Consider the following 15,088-nt stretch of genomic DNA (forward strand, 5'->3'; position numbering starts at 1 on the left):
TATGCCGATGTGTGCCATGCGCTGGCAAGTGATGGATTTTGCGTTAAGACTCGCTAGCAAAACGACGGCCTCGCCGTTGCACGGGCGCGGACAGTGCTTGTCATGACCGCTGTACACTGCGCTCTGCGCGCTATCCGCACTCACCCGACAGCGCTTGCGACATGTTGTTAACCACGTTAAAGCCTGGATGCGCGCGGTTCAGCGTCACTGCATTGTCGGCATAATGTCGCCATGGCCGTGTCCACACCCTGGTTCCTGTATCTGCTTGAATGCCGCAACGGCAGCTACTACGCAGGCATCACCCCCGATTTGCAGGCGCGCTATCAGGCGCACCTGCGCGGCAGCGGCGCCAAGTACACCCGTGCCAATCCGCCGCTACGGTTGCTGGCGAGCCGGCTCTACCCCGACCGTGCCGCCGCCGCGCGTGCCGAATGGGCGCTCAAACGGCTGCCGCGCGCACGCAAGTTGGCGTTCCTGTGCGCGCCAGACTCGCTCACTGAAGCCGACAGTGCGCCATGATCGCCGATAGCGGTGGCCTCAGCCGCCAGACATTTTCTCTTCTGATCGAGCGCGACTGAGATTTCTCCCATCGCGCGTTCTCTCAGATTGTTGAGAGTATGTCGGAGAAACGTCGACCCGCGACGCCAATACAGCAGTGTCCAGCGCTCATGAGCATATTCCGTGCTTCAGTGCGATCTACTATCAGGATGCTGTGTACCGAAAAGTAGACAAAATGGGCTGTCTCTAGAAAGAATGAATTGTGCAGTTTTTTTGCACTGCAGCGTGCATTCAAGAAAAAAAGCACTCACGATCACTGCGCATCCCGACGTGGGGGAGGGAGCAAAGCCCACTGGCAGTCCGCTGACAGTGGGCTTTTTTATTCGTGTTGTGTCGTCTCCTTCTCCCCCAGCCCTGATCGTGCTGGCGAGCTGTGTAGAGCATGGGCTCACCGGCATTGCGGCGTAGAGGCTGTCCGCGCGGACACGGCAATGCAAGAATCTCCTCATGCCTGCGGTTATTCAGTCCGTCCCCACCGTCCTCCAGCCCACACTCGCACGTCAGTTGGCGCGGTTGCGTCAGGCCGTGGCGGCACAGCCATGGCCGTCCGGTCTACAGTTCGATGCACAGCTTGCGCGTGCCCTGCTCGCCAGCGATTTTCTACTCGACACGCTGTGTCTGCAGCCAGCGTTGTTCGTCCATCTTGCACAACCGGATCCGGCGCCGCTGCCGTTACCCGTGCTCGACCCAGCACAGCCGGCAACCTGGCCTGCGTCGCTGCGCCGCTATCGTGCTGCTGCCTCGGCGCGTCTGGTGTGGCGCGATGTGTTCGGACTGGACGATGTCCAGACGACCCTGGCCGGCAGCACGCAGCTTGCCGAAGACTGCATGAGGCTCGCGTTGCAGGCGCTGGAAAGCGAGTTTGCCGCGCGCCATGGCGTGGTCCGCGCCGCCGATGGCAGTGTGCAGCGGCTGGTGGTGTTTGGCCTGGGTAAGCTCGGCGGCGGCGAATTGAATTTCTCTTCCGACGTGGATCTGGTCTACGCCTATCCGCAGGCTGGCGATTCCGATGGCGCGCGTCCGCTCGCCGCCGAGGAATATTTCGCGCGTTTCGGTCAGCGCCTGGCGCGGCTGCTCGATGAAACCACCATCGATGGATTCGTGCATCGCGTGGACTTGCGTCTGCGCCCATTCGGCACTGCGGGTCGGGTCGCGTTGTCGTTCGCCGGGATGGACCAATATTTCCAGCGCGAAGGCCGCGACTGGGAACGCTATGCCTGGCTGAAGGCGCGCACAGTGGCCGGCGACATCGCCGCTGGCGAACACTGGCTGCAGTCGCTACGCCCGTTCGTGTACCGACGCTATCTGGACTACACCGCGCTGGACGGACTGCGCGCGATGAAGGCGGCGATCGTCGCCGAAGTGGCACGTCACGACCGCCTGGACGATATCAAACGCGGCGCTGGCGGCATTCGCGAGATTGAATTTCTGGTGCAGTCGCTGCAATTGATTCGCGGCGGTCGCGAAGCGGCACTGCGCGAACCGCACCTGTTATCGGCCTTGCACGCATTGATCGCGGCCGGCCAGATCGCCGCCACGGATGGCGCTGCATTGGCGCAGGCATACTGTTTTTTGCGTCGGGTGGAAAATCGCCTGCAAATGCTGCGCGATGCACAGACGCATGCGTTACCGGAAGATCCGCTGGATCGCGCGCGCATCGCCTTCGGTCTGGGGTATGTCGACTGGGCCGAATTGCATGCAGCGTTGCAATGTCAGCGCGACCGCGTCGCTGCTGAATTCGCTCAATTGCTGGCACCGCGCAGGCGCACACTGGCGTCGGATGTGCTGGCCGATTACTGGCGCAATGTGGCTGCTGGCGATGGTGCGCAGGTGCTGGGCGAGGCGGGCTTTGCCGCAGCCGACGCGGCCGATCAGGCATTGCGCGGGTTTGCGCAATCGCTGGGCGTGCGCAGCCTGTCCGACACCGCACGCGCGCGTTTGGATCGTGTCGTGCCCGCGCTGCTGCATGCCGCCACGCGTTCGTCGCAGGCCGATGCCGCGCTGCACCGGGTACTGGGTTTGCTGCAAGCGGTGCTGCGTCGTTCCAGTTATATCGCCTTGCTCGACGAGCAACCCAGTGCCCTGGAACGGCTGGTCGATGTGCTGGCGCGTAGCGCCTTCCTGTCCGAGCGTCTTGCCGCGCATCCGTTGCTGCTCGATGAGTTGCTCGACAGCCGCGTGACCGCGCCGATGCCGGAGCCGACCGCGATGCAGCAGTTATGCGACAGCGCGGTGGTCGCTGCCGCCGACGATCCGGAAGCGGCGCTGCGCAGTCTCAACGAAGCGCGTCAGGCGTTGAGTTTTCGTATCGCGCTGGCCACGCTGGATCGACGTCAGCCTGTGCTCCATAGCAACCGTCAGCTTGCACAATTGGCCGAAGCGGTGGTGGTGACAGTGCTGCGTCTGGCGCACGCCGAGCTTGTTGCGGCGCATGGTCAGGTACCTGGCGGCAGCTTCGCGATCATCGGCTACGGCAGTCTCGGCGGGCTGGAAATGGGCATCGGTTCGGATCTGGACCTGGTGTTTCTGTACGACCACCCGCCCAGCGTCGAGGTCTCCGATGGACCTCGCGCAATGGAGAGCGGGCGCTGGTTCGCACGGCTCGCGCAGAAGGTGATTGCGCTGCTCGGTACGGTCACCGCTGGTGGGCGTCTGTACGACATCGATGTGCGTCTGCGTCCGGATGGTGGCAAGGGCGCGTTGGTGTCGTCGTTGGCTAGCTACAGTGATTACCAGCGCGACCGTGCCTGGACGTGGGAGCATCAGGCACTGGTGCGCGCGCGTGGTGTTGCCGGCGATCACACGCTGTTGCAGCGTTTCGAACAGGTACGCGCGCAGACCCTGGCGCGCACGCGCGAAGCGGCGGCCTTGCGCGAGGATGTGCGCAACATGCGCGCGCGGATGCGGGCCGAACTGGATCGCAGCGATGCCGCGCACTTCGATCTCAAGCAGGGCGCGGGTGGATTGATTGACCTGGAATTCCTGATGCAGGCCGGCGTGCTGCTCGGCGCCGCGCAACAACCGGCGCTGCTACAGCCGCGTGACACCGCGACGTTGATCGGCGCATTGGCACACGCCGGCTATTTGGATTCGACGATGGCGGCACGCTTGCATGCCGCACATGCGGTGCTGGTGGAGGCCGGTCTGGCCTGCACGTTGGACCGGCGTGCGCAACTGATCGCTCCCAGTGCCGAGATCGAGGCCGCACGTGCGTCGATCCGCGATGTGGCTGCGTACTTGGGTCTGGCGTTCGTCGAGGACCGCGCGAGCGGTGTCGCCGAGCGCTGAGTGGATATGGCGTTGGAGTGGGCGTCAGGGCGATAGTCGCTAAGCCGTATCAACGCGTCGGTGGCGGGGTGCCATCCACCGCTGCGCGCCCCACCGCCGGGTCGTCGGTGAAGAAGCCATCGATGCCTGCGCTGAGCAATGCGTGCATCTCGGCGATGCTGCCGGCGACGTTCATCGCGGCCGGGCCGCGCGTGTCCTGCAGTTGCTTGGGCAAAAATGTATTTTCGGCACGGAAGGTGTAGGGCACCACTTGCAAGCCGGCCGCATGCGCATCGGCGACGAAAGCCGTTGCTGCGGCCAATCTGCCATTCGCCTCTACCGGCACGATCGCGCGCAGGTTCGGGCTGACCAACTGCGCGTATTTGGCGATCGCACGCAGGCCTTGGGCCGTACTCATCTGCGCGTAGGTTGGACCGTCGTCCAGGTGATCGCCGGGACGCGCTTGCGGATCGCCCAGCAACTGCACCAGGCGAACATTCGGATGTGTGTGGCCAAGGGCGCGATGCAGGGCTTTCAGGTTGCCGATTTCGAACGACTGGATCACCACCGGTGCGCGGCGGGTGTAGGCGTGTGCGTCCAGTGTCTTCAGCAGTGTGTCCTCCATTGCCAGACCATGCGTGCGGAAGTAGGTGCCGTGCTTGATTTCCGGAATCAGTCCGATCAGGCGTCCGTGGGTGGCCGACTCGGCTGCGGTGAAATCGATGATCTCCTCGAGAGTGGGGAGCTGAAATTGGTCGTCGAAGGCGTTGCTGCGTAGCTGCGGCAGGCGCTCGCGTGCGCGTAGGGTCTTCAGTTCGGCCAGGGTGAAGTCCTCGGTGAACCAGCCTTCCACGCGTTGCCCGTCGATTTGCTTGACGGTCTTGCGCGCGGCGAACTCTGGATGCGTAGCGATGTCGGTGGTGCCGCCGATCTCGTTCTCGTGGCGCGCCACCAGCACACCGTCTTTGGTCGAGACCAGATCCGGTTCGATGTAGTCGGCACCGTCGGCAATGGCTCTGGCGTAAGAAGCCAGTGTGTGTTCCGGGCGCAGCGCACTGGCACCGCGGTGGCCGATCACCAGCGGTTTGCTCTCGTGCGATGCCGCCATCGCTGTGAATGCCACTATCGCCACCGTAAAGCCAAGCAACCAGGGAGGAGATTGGATCATCGCATTGACTCCGTAGTGAGTGGACAGCATGTGCCTGTTCGCAAGTGTGTGTCTCATGTCAGAAATATCTGCCATGGCGTGCTGGCATCAAACAGCGCAGAGCGCCCGTTCGGGTGCCGTCCTCCAAGGCGATCAGTCCAAGGCATCGCGCGTGTCGATGAGCAAGCTGATGTGCCGTGCCTGGCGGATCTGGCTTTGTCCAGTCATCGCGATGGGGGCCAGTCATGGCGCGGTGGCCAACGCATAGCTGTTGGCGATATGGGCAGCATCGTAGACCAAGCGCGCCAACAACGCGGCGAGTGTCGTTTCGTCCTGCAAGCTATGTGGGAGCACACGGCAGATTCGCGCAGGGAGTGCATCGACATTGCGTTGACGATGTTTCAGTTGACAGCATTTCAGCTTTGCCGCACCGGCATTGGGTTTCACATGTAATGAAGATGCGGGATGCCACGGATCATGGGCTGCGATGCGTCTGTGCGATGGCGTTGATGCGCAGCGTTGCATCGTTCGAACAGTGGAGGGTTTTCTTTCCAAAATCGCAAATTTCGAATGGCGTCAAAGTTTGGAATGCAATAAGCGGGTAACCATGCGATGCCATTACCTATTCGTGTTCGTGGTTGATCGAAGCAAGCGCAATGGCGATGGGTTTGTCCCGTCATCGGCCAAGCAATTCCTAATTCCCTGTTGTCAGTGAAATTTATGCCAGGCTGCGTGTGTCGTGCCTGGCCAATGTCCCCTGTCGCGATGCAGTGATGCATCGTTCACCTGCGTTACCCAATGGAGAGATCCCCCATGATTGATCGTATGCCTCACCGGCGGTTGCTGACGACCGTGCTGTCCGCTGCCATGCTCATGTGCAGTGGTGCGCAAGCGGCCCAGAACGGCGCGCTCCAGAACGCTGACCTGGACGCGCTGACCAGCGCGTTGCGCGTTGCACCGGTCAACTTCGATGTGCATCTGCCGTTGCGCGATGAGGCAGGTCTGGACGCGTTGCTGGCGGACATAGAGGACCCGCAATCGCCGCAATACCATCATTGGTTGAAGCCTGACGAATTCGAGCGCCGCTTCGGCCCGACGCCGGCGCAAGTGGCGAAGGCGCGTGCTGCTCTGGAGGGCGCGCATATGACCGTCACCCAGCAGGGCGCGACCTTGCACGTCAGCGCCAGCGCGAACAATGTCGAGCGTCTGTTCGCCGCACCTTTGACTGTTGATCTGCAAGCGGGCAAGCAGATCCGCCTCGCTGCTGCCAGTCCCTTGCAATTGCCGGCGGCCCTGCGCGATAGCGGTGCCGTTATCACCGGCCTGGAGCGCGGCCTGCCGCCGTATCATGTGCACTCCAGGCAACTGCAGAATGTCGATCCGAATAACCGCCGTGGTCCCACCGGTATCTATGCCTACAACGATCTGAAGCAGGCCTATGACTATCCGTCCTACCAGGCGATGATCGGTCCGGCTGGCCATCACAAACGCCTCGACGGCACGGGCACGACCATCGCCATCTTGATTTCCAGCGATGTGCTGGACTCGGACTTGGACCTGCTGTTCAACGAAGAAAAATTCAGCCGTCATGGTGTGGGTAATGTGAATCCGAAGTTGTACGCACGCCGTTATCTTGCCGGCGCCAAACCAGGTATCAACGAGGAAAGTGGCGCAGGGGCCGAGGCGGCGCTGGATGTGGAAATGGCCCTGTCCGGTGCGCCGGGCGCGCATGTCATCTTGTATGTGATGCCTGAACTCACTGACCAATCGATTCTCGCCGGTTACCGGCAGATCGTGCAGGACAACGAGGCCGATGTGGTCAGTGTTTCGTTCGGTGGTTGCGAGTTGTATAGCACCCCAGCCTACAACGGCGGCAAAGATCTCACCGCTGTGTATCGTATTTACGATGCGCTGTTCCGGCAGGGCAACGCGCAGGGCATCACCTTTATCGCCTCCAGTGGCGACAATGCAGGCTTGAGCTGTGCGGATACCAATTACGCGGTTGATGGCAAAGACGGTCGCTTTGTGGCTGGCGTTTCACATCCCGCAGCCGATCCGCACGTGACCGCGGTCGGTGGCGGCAATCTGTTCACTGCTTACAAGAAGGGTAGTGCGGACTCCAGCTACCTGCGTGAGACCGCTTATGCCGATCCCTTGATCGCCAAAGATTATTACGGGGCAGGGGCGATGTTGTCCGGTGGTTACTGGGGGGCTGGTGGAGGCGTCAGTACGATCTTCAAACGTCCGGTCTATCAATCGCGCGCGCTGGGCGGCAGTTCCGACAAGATGCGGCTGTTGCCCGATGTCGGGATGTTGGTTGGTGGTTGTCCGAATATTGCGACGCAGCCGTGCCAGGAGGGTCGTGCGCCTTTCGCCAGCGCGGTAGTGGCAGCTTACAAGGGTGAATTCTATGCGAACATCGGCACCAGCGTCGCCGCCCCCGAGTTCGCCAGTGTCGCGGCGCTGCTGGTGGAGAAGCAGGGCCGCCAGGGAAATCTCAATCTCTACCTTTACCGGCTGGCGGCTAATTATCCGCAAGCCTTCCACCGCGACATTGCCGGTTACAACGGCGTGGTCAGCAACGATGTGCCGCTCCAGGGCAAATACAACTACACGGTGGGCCTGGGGACTCCGGATGTACGCCTGCTGATTGGTGCGATGGACGCGGCTCCGGCGGGCGTGCCGCGCTCTCCCAGCAATCCCTGAGGTTGGCGTGTCAACGCATCTGCCCACGTCGCAGCGGCGATGTGGGCATGCTGCGCGGGGTTGCCCTCAGCGCAGTTGCAGATGCTCGCGAATCCGCGCTGCGATGCGTGCGGTTTCGCGCAGTGGTTCGATGCCGACGGCCGCAGTGTCGTCGGCATCGTGCAGGTTGGCGAGCCGTCCGCGTTCGCGTAGTGCGCGGTGGAACGCCTGGGCCCGGTCACGTGCCAGTTCGGGCATCAGTACGCGCACCGGTGCGCGCGTCGCACACGCCTCCGATAGCAGATTCACCGAGTCCGGCGTGCAGATGAGGCGTTCTGCCCAACCAAGAATGCCGGCATAAGGATTCGCACCGTCGTGCTCATCGCACCAGATTACCCCCGGTAAATCGGCAAACAGACGCCGCAACGCGATGGCGACTTCCGCTGGTGTGCGCCGCGAGGTGCTGGCCAGAATGCTGCCGCCGGTTGCGCGCAAGTCCGCAGCGATCACCTCGAAGGCGGCGCTGGCCTGTGCACCGCTCCACGCGGCCAGGCTCGACGGGCCGCCGATCAGCAAGCCGGTGCGCGGTGAAGGTAACATCCCCAATGCAGGAAATGCCGCGCGTCCCTGCGCCAGCCAGCCATCGTCGATGGGGTGCAAGCTGCCGAGCAGGGTGAGGACATTGTCGCCACGCCGTCGGTCGTGCTGCGGCACGACTACTATGTCCCAATGCCGCGTCGGCAGGCGAGGGTCCAGCACCTGTACCACTTGGCTGCCGCGCGTGCGCAACAGGCGTGTGGCCAGTGCGGCTTGGCGTCCGCAGCCGATTGCAAGCGCTGGTGGATGACGTAGTAGATCGGCAAACTCCTGGCCGTAGGCGCGTTTCGCGCCGGGGAGCTGGCGCGGCGCCAGCCAGCGCCATGGCGGATGTGGCTGCAACACGAGCGTTTGCGCCGGTTGTGCCGGCTGTGCGACCAGTGCCAGGGCCAAGGCTTCTGCCTGGCGAGCGTTACCGGCACGCCCGTCGCTGAGCGCCCAACACAGATCCAATCGTTTCACCTTTGGTAGTAATCCATTGCATTGCCACTGGCTGCTGCCACGGTTGTCTCACTCTACACTGGCTACCATCGCCTCGGCATGGCTCCTCACGAGTCATCTCGCGCTTTTGTCAATATAGGAGTTTCTCGCATGTCCGACGTCTTGCACGCCGCTGCCCTCGATCAGTTGTTCCGCACCGCCCGCACCCACAACGCGTTTCTGGACAAGCCAGTCGATGAAGCCACGTTGCGTGCCCTGTACGACTTGATGAAGTGGGGGCCGACCGCCGCCAACGGTAGTCCGGCACGGTTCGTGTTCGTGACCTCGCCGCAGGGCAAGGAAACGCTCAAGCCGGCGTTGTCCGAAGGCAACGTGACCAAGACCATGGCCGCGCCGGTGACGGTGATCGTGGCCCACGACGAAGACTTCCACGAAAAGCTGCCCTACCTGTTCCCGCATACCGACGCCAAGAGCTGGTTCGACGGCCCGCGCGAAAGCCGCAGCGAAGGTGCGTTCCGCAACGGTTCGTTGCAGGGTGCGTATCTGATCCTGGCTGCGCGTGCGTTGGGCCTGGACGCCGGCCCGATGTCCGGTTTCGACAATGCCAAGGTCGATGCGGCGTTCTTCGCCGGCACAACGATCAAGTCCAACTTCCTAGTCAACCTCGGTTATGGCGATTCCAAGGGTTTGCACCCGCGCTTGCCACGACTGAGTTTCGACGAGGCCGCACGGATCGCGTAAATGCGGCCTGGTGATGATCCAGGCGCTCGCAGGCTGCCTGCCGCAGTTCCATCCATCGTCTCAACCAAGAGAGCCTCTCCATGAAAACGCGTAATTTCCTGCTTCCGCTTGCCCTATCTCTGGCTGTCCTCGTCACTCAACCCGTCAGCACCGCCTTCGCCGCGCCTGCCGCCGCTGCCGTATTGAAAGGTGTTTCCGGTACTTACAAACTGGATCCTGCACACACTGACGTGTTGGTGCAGTGGAGTCACTTCGGCTTTTCCAACCCGTCTGCGAACTTTGGCGACGTCGACGGCACGCTGATTTACAACGCCCAGGACGTAAGCAAATCCAGCGTCAAGGTGACCCTGCCGCTATCGGGTCTGAGTACCTTCAGCGCCAAGCTCGATGAACACCTGAAGAGCGCCGATTTCTTCGACGCGGCCAAGTTTCCCACTGCCACTTTCAAGAGCACCAAGGTCACTGCGGCTGGTGCCAACAAGTTGAACGTGGCCGGCGAGCTGACCATCAAGGGCACGACCAAGCCGGTAGTGCTGGCGGTGACGCTCAACGGTGCCGGTCCGCATCCGATGCACAAGGTGCAGGCGCTGGGCTTCGACGCCACCACCACGGTCAAGCGTAGCGATTTCGGTCTGAGCGCCTACGTCCCCAACGTCAGCGATGAGGTCAAGATCCGCATCACCACCGAGGCGTTGCAGGAAGCGAAGTAAGCCGACGCATGGACGAGGCACCGCTACGCGGCGCCGGACTCCCGCAACGCAAACGCCCGCCGAACAGCGGGCGTTTGCGTTTTCAGGTGCCGCCACAGACACAGCGGTAGCTGCCTGCGTTACAGCGCCTGCTCAATCGACAGCGCGTAGACCTGCACGCCGTGGCGGGTGAAGGTTGCGGTGGTGTCGCTGCCGATGTTCATTTCTTCCAGCGGTGTGCCGTGGGCATCGGCCAGGACCAGTTTGTAGATCGGCCCGAAGCGCGTGGTGATGTCCGTGTGGCTGATCTTCACCCGATAGGTGCCGTTGCCCGCGAGTGTGATCGGCTCGGAGAGTTGGCCGGGGGCAAGTTTCAGGTCGGTCGATGGTTGGCGCAGGTCGCCGAGCACCTGCATCATGAAGGTCTGCGTCTGGGCAAGTGCGCGACCGTGTGCAGATGCCTGCTTGGCGACGGTATTGACCACCGCGGCCGTTGCTACAGGCACGATCGCGGCGATCGCCGTGGCGGCGCTGCCGAGAAGGAAGTTGCGGCGGCTGTCGTTGCTGTGCGTTGTCATGGTGGTCTACCTGTCATGTGTTCATGCATCATTCTTCCCCAGGGATATCTTGATCTGGGTCGATACAAATCAGTGTCTGTCGATTCACCTCATAGCGTTGCCAAGCTCGAGAGCGGGCAACCCAGCGATTGTTCGGATAGATTCGAAAAGCCATTCATCCACAAGCGCAGCTTGTCGTTTGCAATCTCGATGGTGCCATCGGCATGGAGTTCCCCGAGATCGTTGCGGTCGTCGTTGAGGGCGACGGTGCATTTGCCGATCCGGCCATTGGCGCGAATCATCAGGGAATTGGGCTTGGCCGCGTAGCAGATGTAGCCATCCAGATGCTCTTCGGAGATGGGGCGTTCGCTGTTCTTCGTGCGATCGGTGTTGTCGGTGATATAGGCGATGGCTTCCAGGTAACGCTCGCGCGGCAACACGGTTTCTTCGATCTTGCTGCTTGGGTTGAGGTTGGAGACCTTGTGGAAATAGACCGAGAAACGGGGGTCGTCCAATAGTGCGTGATGTAGCTTGGTATAGAGCCGCTTGACCGAATCGATATTGTCTTGATGCAGGTGCAGGCGCAGCGAAATGGCGAAGTCCGACGGCAGCGCACGATAGGCGATGAGGTTGGACCATATTTTCTGGAATGTGCCGCCCTTGTTGGCGGTGATGCGGGTTTTGTCGTGCCAGTCGGCATCGCCATCCAGGGTGATCTGGAATTCGCGATGGCGCAATGCGACGAGTCGTTGCAGCAAGTCCGGTTCCAGCAGGTAGCCGTTGGTGGTGAAGCCGGCATTGAAGGCCACGCCGTGTTGCGCGCATGCCGCGTGTGCATGCTGGCCGATGTCCATCACCACCTCGCGGGCCAGCAGTGGTTCGCCGCCGAACCAGGAAATATTCAGTCGGTCCAGAGACGCTATGCGCTTGGAGATCAAGGCCTTGATGCCCTCAACGACCTTGGGTTGCATGCGCCCTGTTGCGAAGTCCTCGTAGCAATACGTGCAGCGGAAATTGCACTTCTCCGTGGGAAGCAGGATGAGTGAGAAGATGCGTGGGGAGAGCGCCTCGGCGACGATGGTTTCACTGAGCATCGTCTTGCTCATCCGTTGCCGGGTTGCGGGCTGGACGAACCGCTGCAAGCGCCGACATTGGATGAACTTTGGCAGTTACCGCTGTTGTTGCACGTATAGTTGGTCGCGGTGCATGTGCCGGAGTTGGTGCACTTCCCCGCATTCTCGCTCATGGGGCGAATGGCTTCTTGCGTTGCTGAGGAAATCGCTGCCGCCCGCAAACGATGGTTGGCGAAGTGAATTGATCCGTCAGGATTCAGCGTAATGCCGCGCGGGTCTATCTCGTGAAATGCTTTGTCCATTTGCGCAGTCGTCTCTTCGCATGCCTTGTGATGAGTCGGTCTGAAAATATCGGCTTTCCGAACTCTGTGGCGCGGACCGCATCGCAAATTCAATGCATGTCTACTCAGGCGGCAGTGCATGTAGCCACGCCGCTTTCTCCGAGCATTCTCGCAGGCGATATCCTTGCGCTCAGCCCTCGCCTTGCTCCAGCACGCGTCGCTGCATTTCGTCCAGGTAGGCGTCCAGTTCCTGTAGCGAGGTGAATATCTCGTTCAATGGCACCGCCTTGACCAGGTCGAAAACCTTACGGATTTGCGGTGCGGGGTTGACCACCAGCACCTGGCCCTCGCGCGCGGCCAGCACTTTGCGCGCTTTGAAAATCGAGCGGATGCCGGCGCTGCTGATGTAGTCCAGTTGCGATAGGTCCAGCACCAGGGTGGTGATGGGCGTGGCGAGCAGCGGTGCCAGGGCGTCGTCCAGGGTCTGGTAGGTGTGGGTGTCCAGACGCCCGCTCAGGGTGATGCGCTGGCGCTTGTCCTGCGCCGGGTCGATCTGCAGGCTCAATGTGGTCATGCGGGAAACTCCTGGGGGGAAGGGTCGAAAGGGTGTAGTAAGGTAATGCGCACGACGTTGCGACCAGCGTCGTGGTGGTAGTCGATGCGGTCGGCCAGTTGCTTGACCATGTGCAGGCCCAGCCCGCCGATCGGGCGCTCGGCGATGTCCGCGTCCAGGTCCGGTAGCGGCGTGCTACGTGGGTCGAAAGCGGGGCCGCTGTCGTGGAATTCCAACACTAACTCGGCGCGTTCCAGTTGCAGGATCAGCTCCATCGGTGTCTGCTCGCGGCGTAGATGACCATGTTCGAGTGTGTTGCAGGCCAGCTCCTCCACGATCAGTCGGGCGCGCTGCACGTGATCGGTACGCACGCCGTGGTGTAGCAGCGTGGTTTCCACGCTGTCGGTCAGTTGCGCCAGGCTGTCCAGTGCCGGTGTCATGTACAGCCGTTGTTTCATGCTGTCGTCTCCTCGGCCGAACCCTGGCGTAGCCGAATCGCCAGCAGGGTGATGTCGTCGGACTGTGCCGCCGGTTCGGTGAACGCCTGCACATCGGCCAGCACCGCCAAGCACTGCGCTTGCGCATCGGCATCGGGTTGCAGTGCGGCCAATAGCCGTGCCTCGCCATAAGGTCGATCCTGCGCGTCCATCGCTTCGGTGATGCCGTCGGTGTAGCTCAGCAGGGTGGCACCGGCGGCCAGACGCCCTTGCAGCACCGGGTAGCGCTCCTGCGGCTCCAAGCCCAACGGCGGACCCGATTCCAACGACAGTATCTGTGCATGACCATCGGCATCGAGCAGCAGTGGCGGTTCGTGGCCAGCACTGGCGAGCCAGTAGTCGCCGCTATGCACGTTGATCAGCCCGCATAGCACGGTGGCGAACATGCATGGTTCGTTGCCTTCCACCAGCCGCTGCGAGGCCGCGATCAGGATCGCGTCCGGCCGCGTGTGTCGGCGCGCGGCGACCTCCAGTACCGTGATCGCCCGGGCCATGAACAGCGCTGCCGGCACGCCCTTGTCCGAGACGTCGCCGACCACGAACCACAGCAGCCCCGGTTCGGTTTCGACGAACTGGTAAAAATCGCCGCCGACCATCGTGGCCGGTTCCAGCAGTGCGTAGGTTTCCAGGTGTTTGTGTGCGCTGACGAAGGTGCGCCCGGCCGGCAGCATGGCGTGCTGGATGTCGCGCGCGATCGATAGCTCGCTCTGCATGCGCTGCCGCGCTTGCGCCAGCGTGGCGATTTCCTGCAATTGTTGTTTGATCGAGGTGCGTGCGCTGTCGAAGGCGCGCGCCATCACCCCCACTTCGTCCTGCCGTTCGATGTGGCCCAATGGGTAGTCGAACGCGCCTTGGCTCAAATGCACCGCCGAGTCGGTCAGGTCCTCCAGTGGCCCGACCAGTCGCGCGGTATAGCGGTGCAGCAGCCACAGCCACAGTGCCAACGCGGTGGCGCCGACCAGCCCGCCCCACAGTGCGATGCGGTTGAGTCCGGCCAGGATGTAGCGCTCGGACACGCTCAATGCGAAGGTCCAGCCGGTGTCGCCGACCGCCGCGCTTTCGGTCAGATAGCGCTGACCGTCGGGCGCGGTGTGGACGAAACGTACCGGCCTGTGTGTCTGCACCGCTGCGGCCAGTGGCGAGAGGTCCGGCCGGGTCTGCACTGCGTGCGCTTCCAAAATGCGGTGGAAATGCAGTGTCGGGTCCGGATGCAGCACGAACAGCCCATCCGGCGATAACAGCATCGGTTGCAGTCCGGCCTTGGCCGGCAGTTTGGCGACGATGGCTTGTAGTCGTTGCAGTGGCACGTCCACACGGACCATGCCGATCGCCCGCGCTTGCGCACCATCGCCCTGCAGGCGCAGTGGCAAGTTGTAGCTGGTGAGTAATAGGTCGCCAGCCAAGGCATCGCGATATGGTTCAGACCACCACGGTGCCGTTGCCACCAGTGTGCGTCGGCACCATGGGGTGCGTTGATCGTCCAGTTCTGCTGCCGTGACAGGTTGTTCCAGCACGCGGTCGCGTGTGTGCTGTAGCCGCCAGGCGAAACCGCGGTCGTCGCCTTTCAGCGTGCCGGGCTCGATCACCAACACGGCCCCGGCGATATCGGGGTCGCCTTGCAGGGTGCCCTGCAACAGGCTGCGCAGGTTGAAGGGTTGCCGCCCCACGCCGGCGGCAGCGGCGGCCAGCGTGCGCCCGCTCACCTGCACCGAACCGAGTGTGGCCTCCAGACTGCGCGCGGTCTGCTGGGTCAGTCCGGCGACCTCCTCGCGCGCGTTACCCACCATCACCTGACGCGCGCCCAGGTAGAACAGCAGGGCTAAGCCGAGCAGCAGCGCCACCTGCAACAGGCTGACCCACAGCAATAGCCGCGTGCGCAAGCTGTGCCGCCAGGCGACCGCAGAGGCGTCCTGTATTGGCGATAAGGCGGCGATGGCGGCGCTCCGCAGGGGCCGGGGTGGGCGATCATAAGCCTAGCCGCCTCTGTTCAGCGTGTTTGGCC

Annotated in this window: 13 protein-coding genes; 5 read left to right on the plus strand and 8 right to left on the minus strand. The window is 62.5% G+C overall.

Annotation, left to right across the window (positions count from 1 at the left end; translation table 11 throughout):
• The first annotated feature begins 231 nt into the window (after nt 1-231).
• Nucleotides 232-519 carry a GIY-YIG nuclease family protein gene (locus XALGPE39_RS01570; protein WP_045726708.1) on the plus strand — a complete coding sequence of 96 codons (288 nt, stop codon included), beginning with the start codon at nt 232-234 and terminating at the stop codon, nt 517-519.
• Nucleotides 520-1,005: 486 nt separating this feature from the next.
• Nucleotides 1,006-3,846 (plus strand): bifunctional [glutamate--ammonia ligase]-adenylyl-L-tyrosine phosphorylase/[glutamate--ammonia-ligase] adenylyltransferase, encoded by a 2,841-nt coding sequence (gene glnE / locus XALGPE39_RS01575; protein WP_045726709.1) that lies wholly within the window; start codon nt 1,006-1,008, stop codon nt 3,844-3,846.
• Nucleotides 3,847-3,895: 49 nt separating this feature from the next.
• Here the strand turns inward: glnE and XALGPE39_RS01580 are convergent, their stop codons facing one another.
• Nucleotides 3,896-4,993 carry a glycerophosphodiester phosphodiesterase gene (locus XALGPE39_RS01580; protein ID WP_200893847.1) on the minus strand — a complete coding sequence of 366 codons (1,098 nt, stop codon included), beginning with the start codon at nt 4,991-4,993 and terminating at the stop codon, nt 3,896-3,898.
• 792 nt (nt 4,994-5,785) lie between these two features.
• Between XALGPE39_RS01580 and XALGPE39_RS01590 the strand changes: the two genes are divergently transcribed.
• Entirely contained in the window at nt 5,786-7,678 is a 1,893-nt protein-coding gene (locus XALGPE39_RS01590) for a S53 family peptidase (RefSeq protein WP_045726711.1), read from the plus strand.
• 66 nt (nt 7,679-7,744) lie between these two features.
• On the opposite strand, the gene XALGPE39_RS01595 is transcribed toward XALGPE39_RS01590, so the two are convergent.
• Nucleotides 7,745-8,716: a mitochondrial fission ELM1 family protein gene (locus XALGPE39_RS01595; protein WP_082061798.1), complete on the minus strand. Its 972-nt coding sequence runs from the start codon at nt 8,714-8,716 to the stop codon at nt 7,745-7,747.
• A gap of 129 nt (nt 8,717-8,845) precedes the next feature.
• On the opposite strand from XALGPE39_RS01595, the gene XALGPE39_RS01600 reads away from it, so the two are divergent.
• Together XALGPE39_RS01600 and XALGPE39_RS01605 are read left to right on the plus strand one after the other, a co-directional pair.
• Nucleotides 8,846-9,436 (plus strand): malonic semialdehyde reductase, encoded by a 591-nt coding sequence (locus XALGPE39_RS01600; protein ID WP_045726713.1) that lies wholly within the window; start codon nt 8,846-8,848, stop codon nt 9,434-9,436.
• Between the two features lie 80 nt (nt 9,437-9,516).
• Entirely contained in the window at nt 9,517-10,146 is a 630-nt protein-coding gene (locus XALGPE39_RS01605) for a YceI family protein (protein ID WP_052688111.1), read from the plus strand.
• Nucleotides 10,147-10,265: 119 nt separating this feature from the next.
• Here the strand turns inward: XALGPE39_RS01605 and XALGPE39_RS01610 are convergent, their stop codons facing one another.
• From XALGPE39_RS01610 to XALGPE39_RS01630, 6 genes are all read right to left on the minus strand, one after another.
• Nucleotides 10,266-10,703 (minus strand): hypothetical protein, encoded by a 438-nt coding sequence (locus XALGPE39_RS01610; RefSeq protein WP_052689955.1) that lies wholly within the window; start codon nt 10,701-10,703, stop codon nt 10,266-10,268.
• A gap of 89 nt (nt 10,704-10,792) precedes the next feature.
• Nucleotides 10,793-11,788: a radical SAM protein gene (locus tag XALGPE39_RS01615; protein ID WP_045726714.1), complete on the minus strand. Its 996-nt coding sequence runs from the start codon at nt 11,786-11,788 to the stop codon at nt 10,793-10,795.
• Nucleotides 11,785-12,057, minus strand: coding sequence for a hypothetical protein (locus tag XALGPE39_RS15405; protein WP_152624795.1), 273 nt, complete (start codon nt 12,055-12,057; stop codon nt 11,785-11,787). The genes XALGPE39_RS01615 and XALGPE39_RS15405 overlap by 4 nt, the downstream gene beginning before the upstream one ends.
• A gap of 169 nt (nt 12,058-12,226) precedes the next feature.
• Nucleotides 12,227-12,610 (minus strand): STAS domain-containing protein, encoded by a 384-nt coding sequence (locus tag XALGPE39_RS01620; protein ID WP_045726715.1) that lies wholly within the window; start codon nt 12,608-12,610, stop codon nt 12,227-12,229.
• Nucleotides 12,607-13,047, minus strand: coding sequence for an ATP-binding protein (locus XALGPE39_RS01625; protein WP_045726716.1), 441 nt, complete (start codon nt 13,045-13,047; stop codon nt 12,607-12,609). The genes XALGPE39_RS01620 and XALGPE39_RS01625 overlap by 4 nt, the downstream gene beginning before the upstream one ends.
• Nucleotides 13,044-15,035, minus strand: coding sequence for a SpoIIE family protein phosphatase (locus XALGPE39_RS01630; RefSeq protein ID WP_045726717.1), 1,992 nt, complete (start codon nt 15,033-15,035; stop codon nt 13,044-13,046). The genes XALGPE39_RS01625 and XALGPE39_RS01630 overlap by 4 nt, the downstream gene beginning before the upstream one ends.
• Nucleotides 15,036-15,088: the final 53 nt, after the last annotated feature.

The organism is Xanthomonas sp. GPE 39 (assembly GCF_000963005.1).
Classification (GTDB): domain Bacteria; phylum Pseudomonadota; class Gammaproteobacteria; order Xanthomonadales; family Xanthomonadaceae; genus Xanthomonas_A.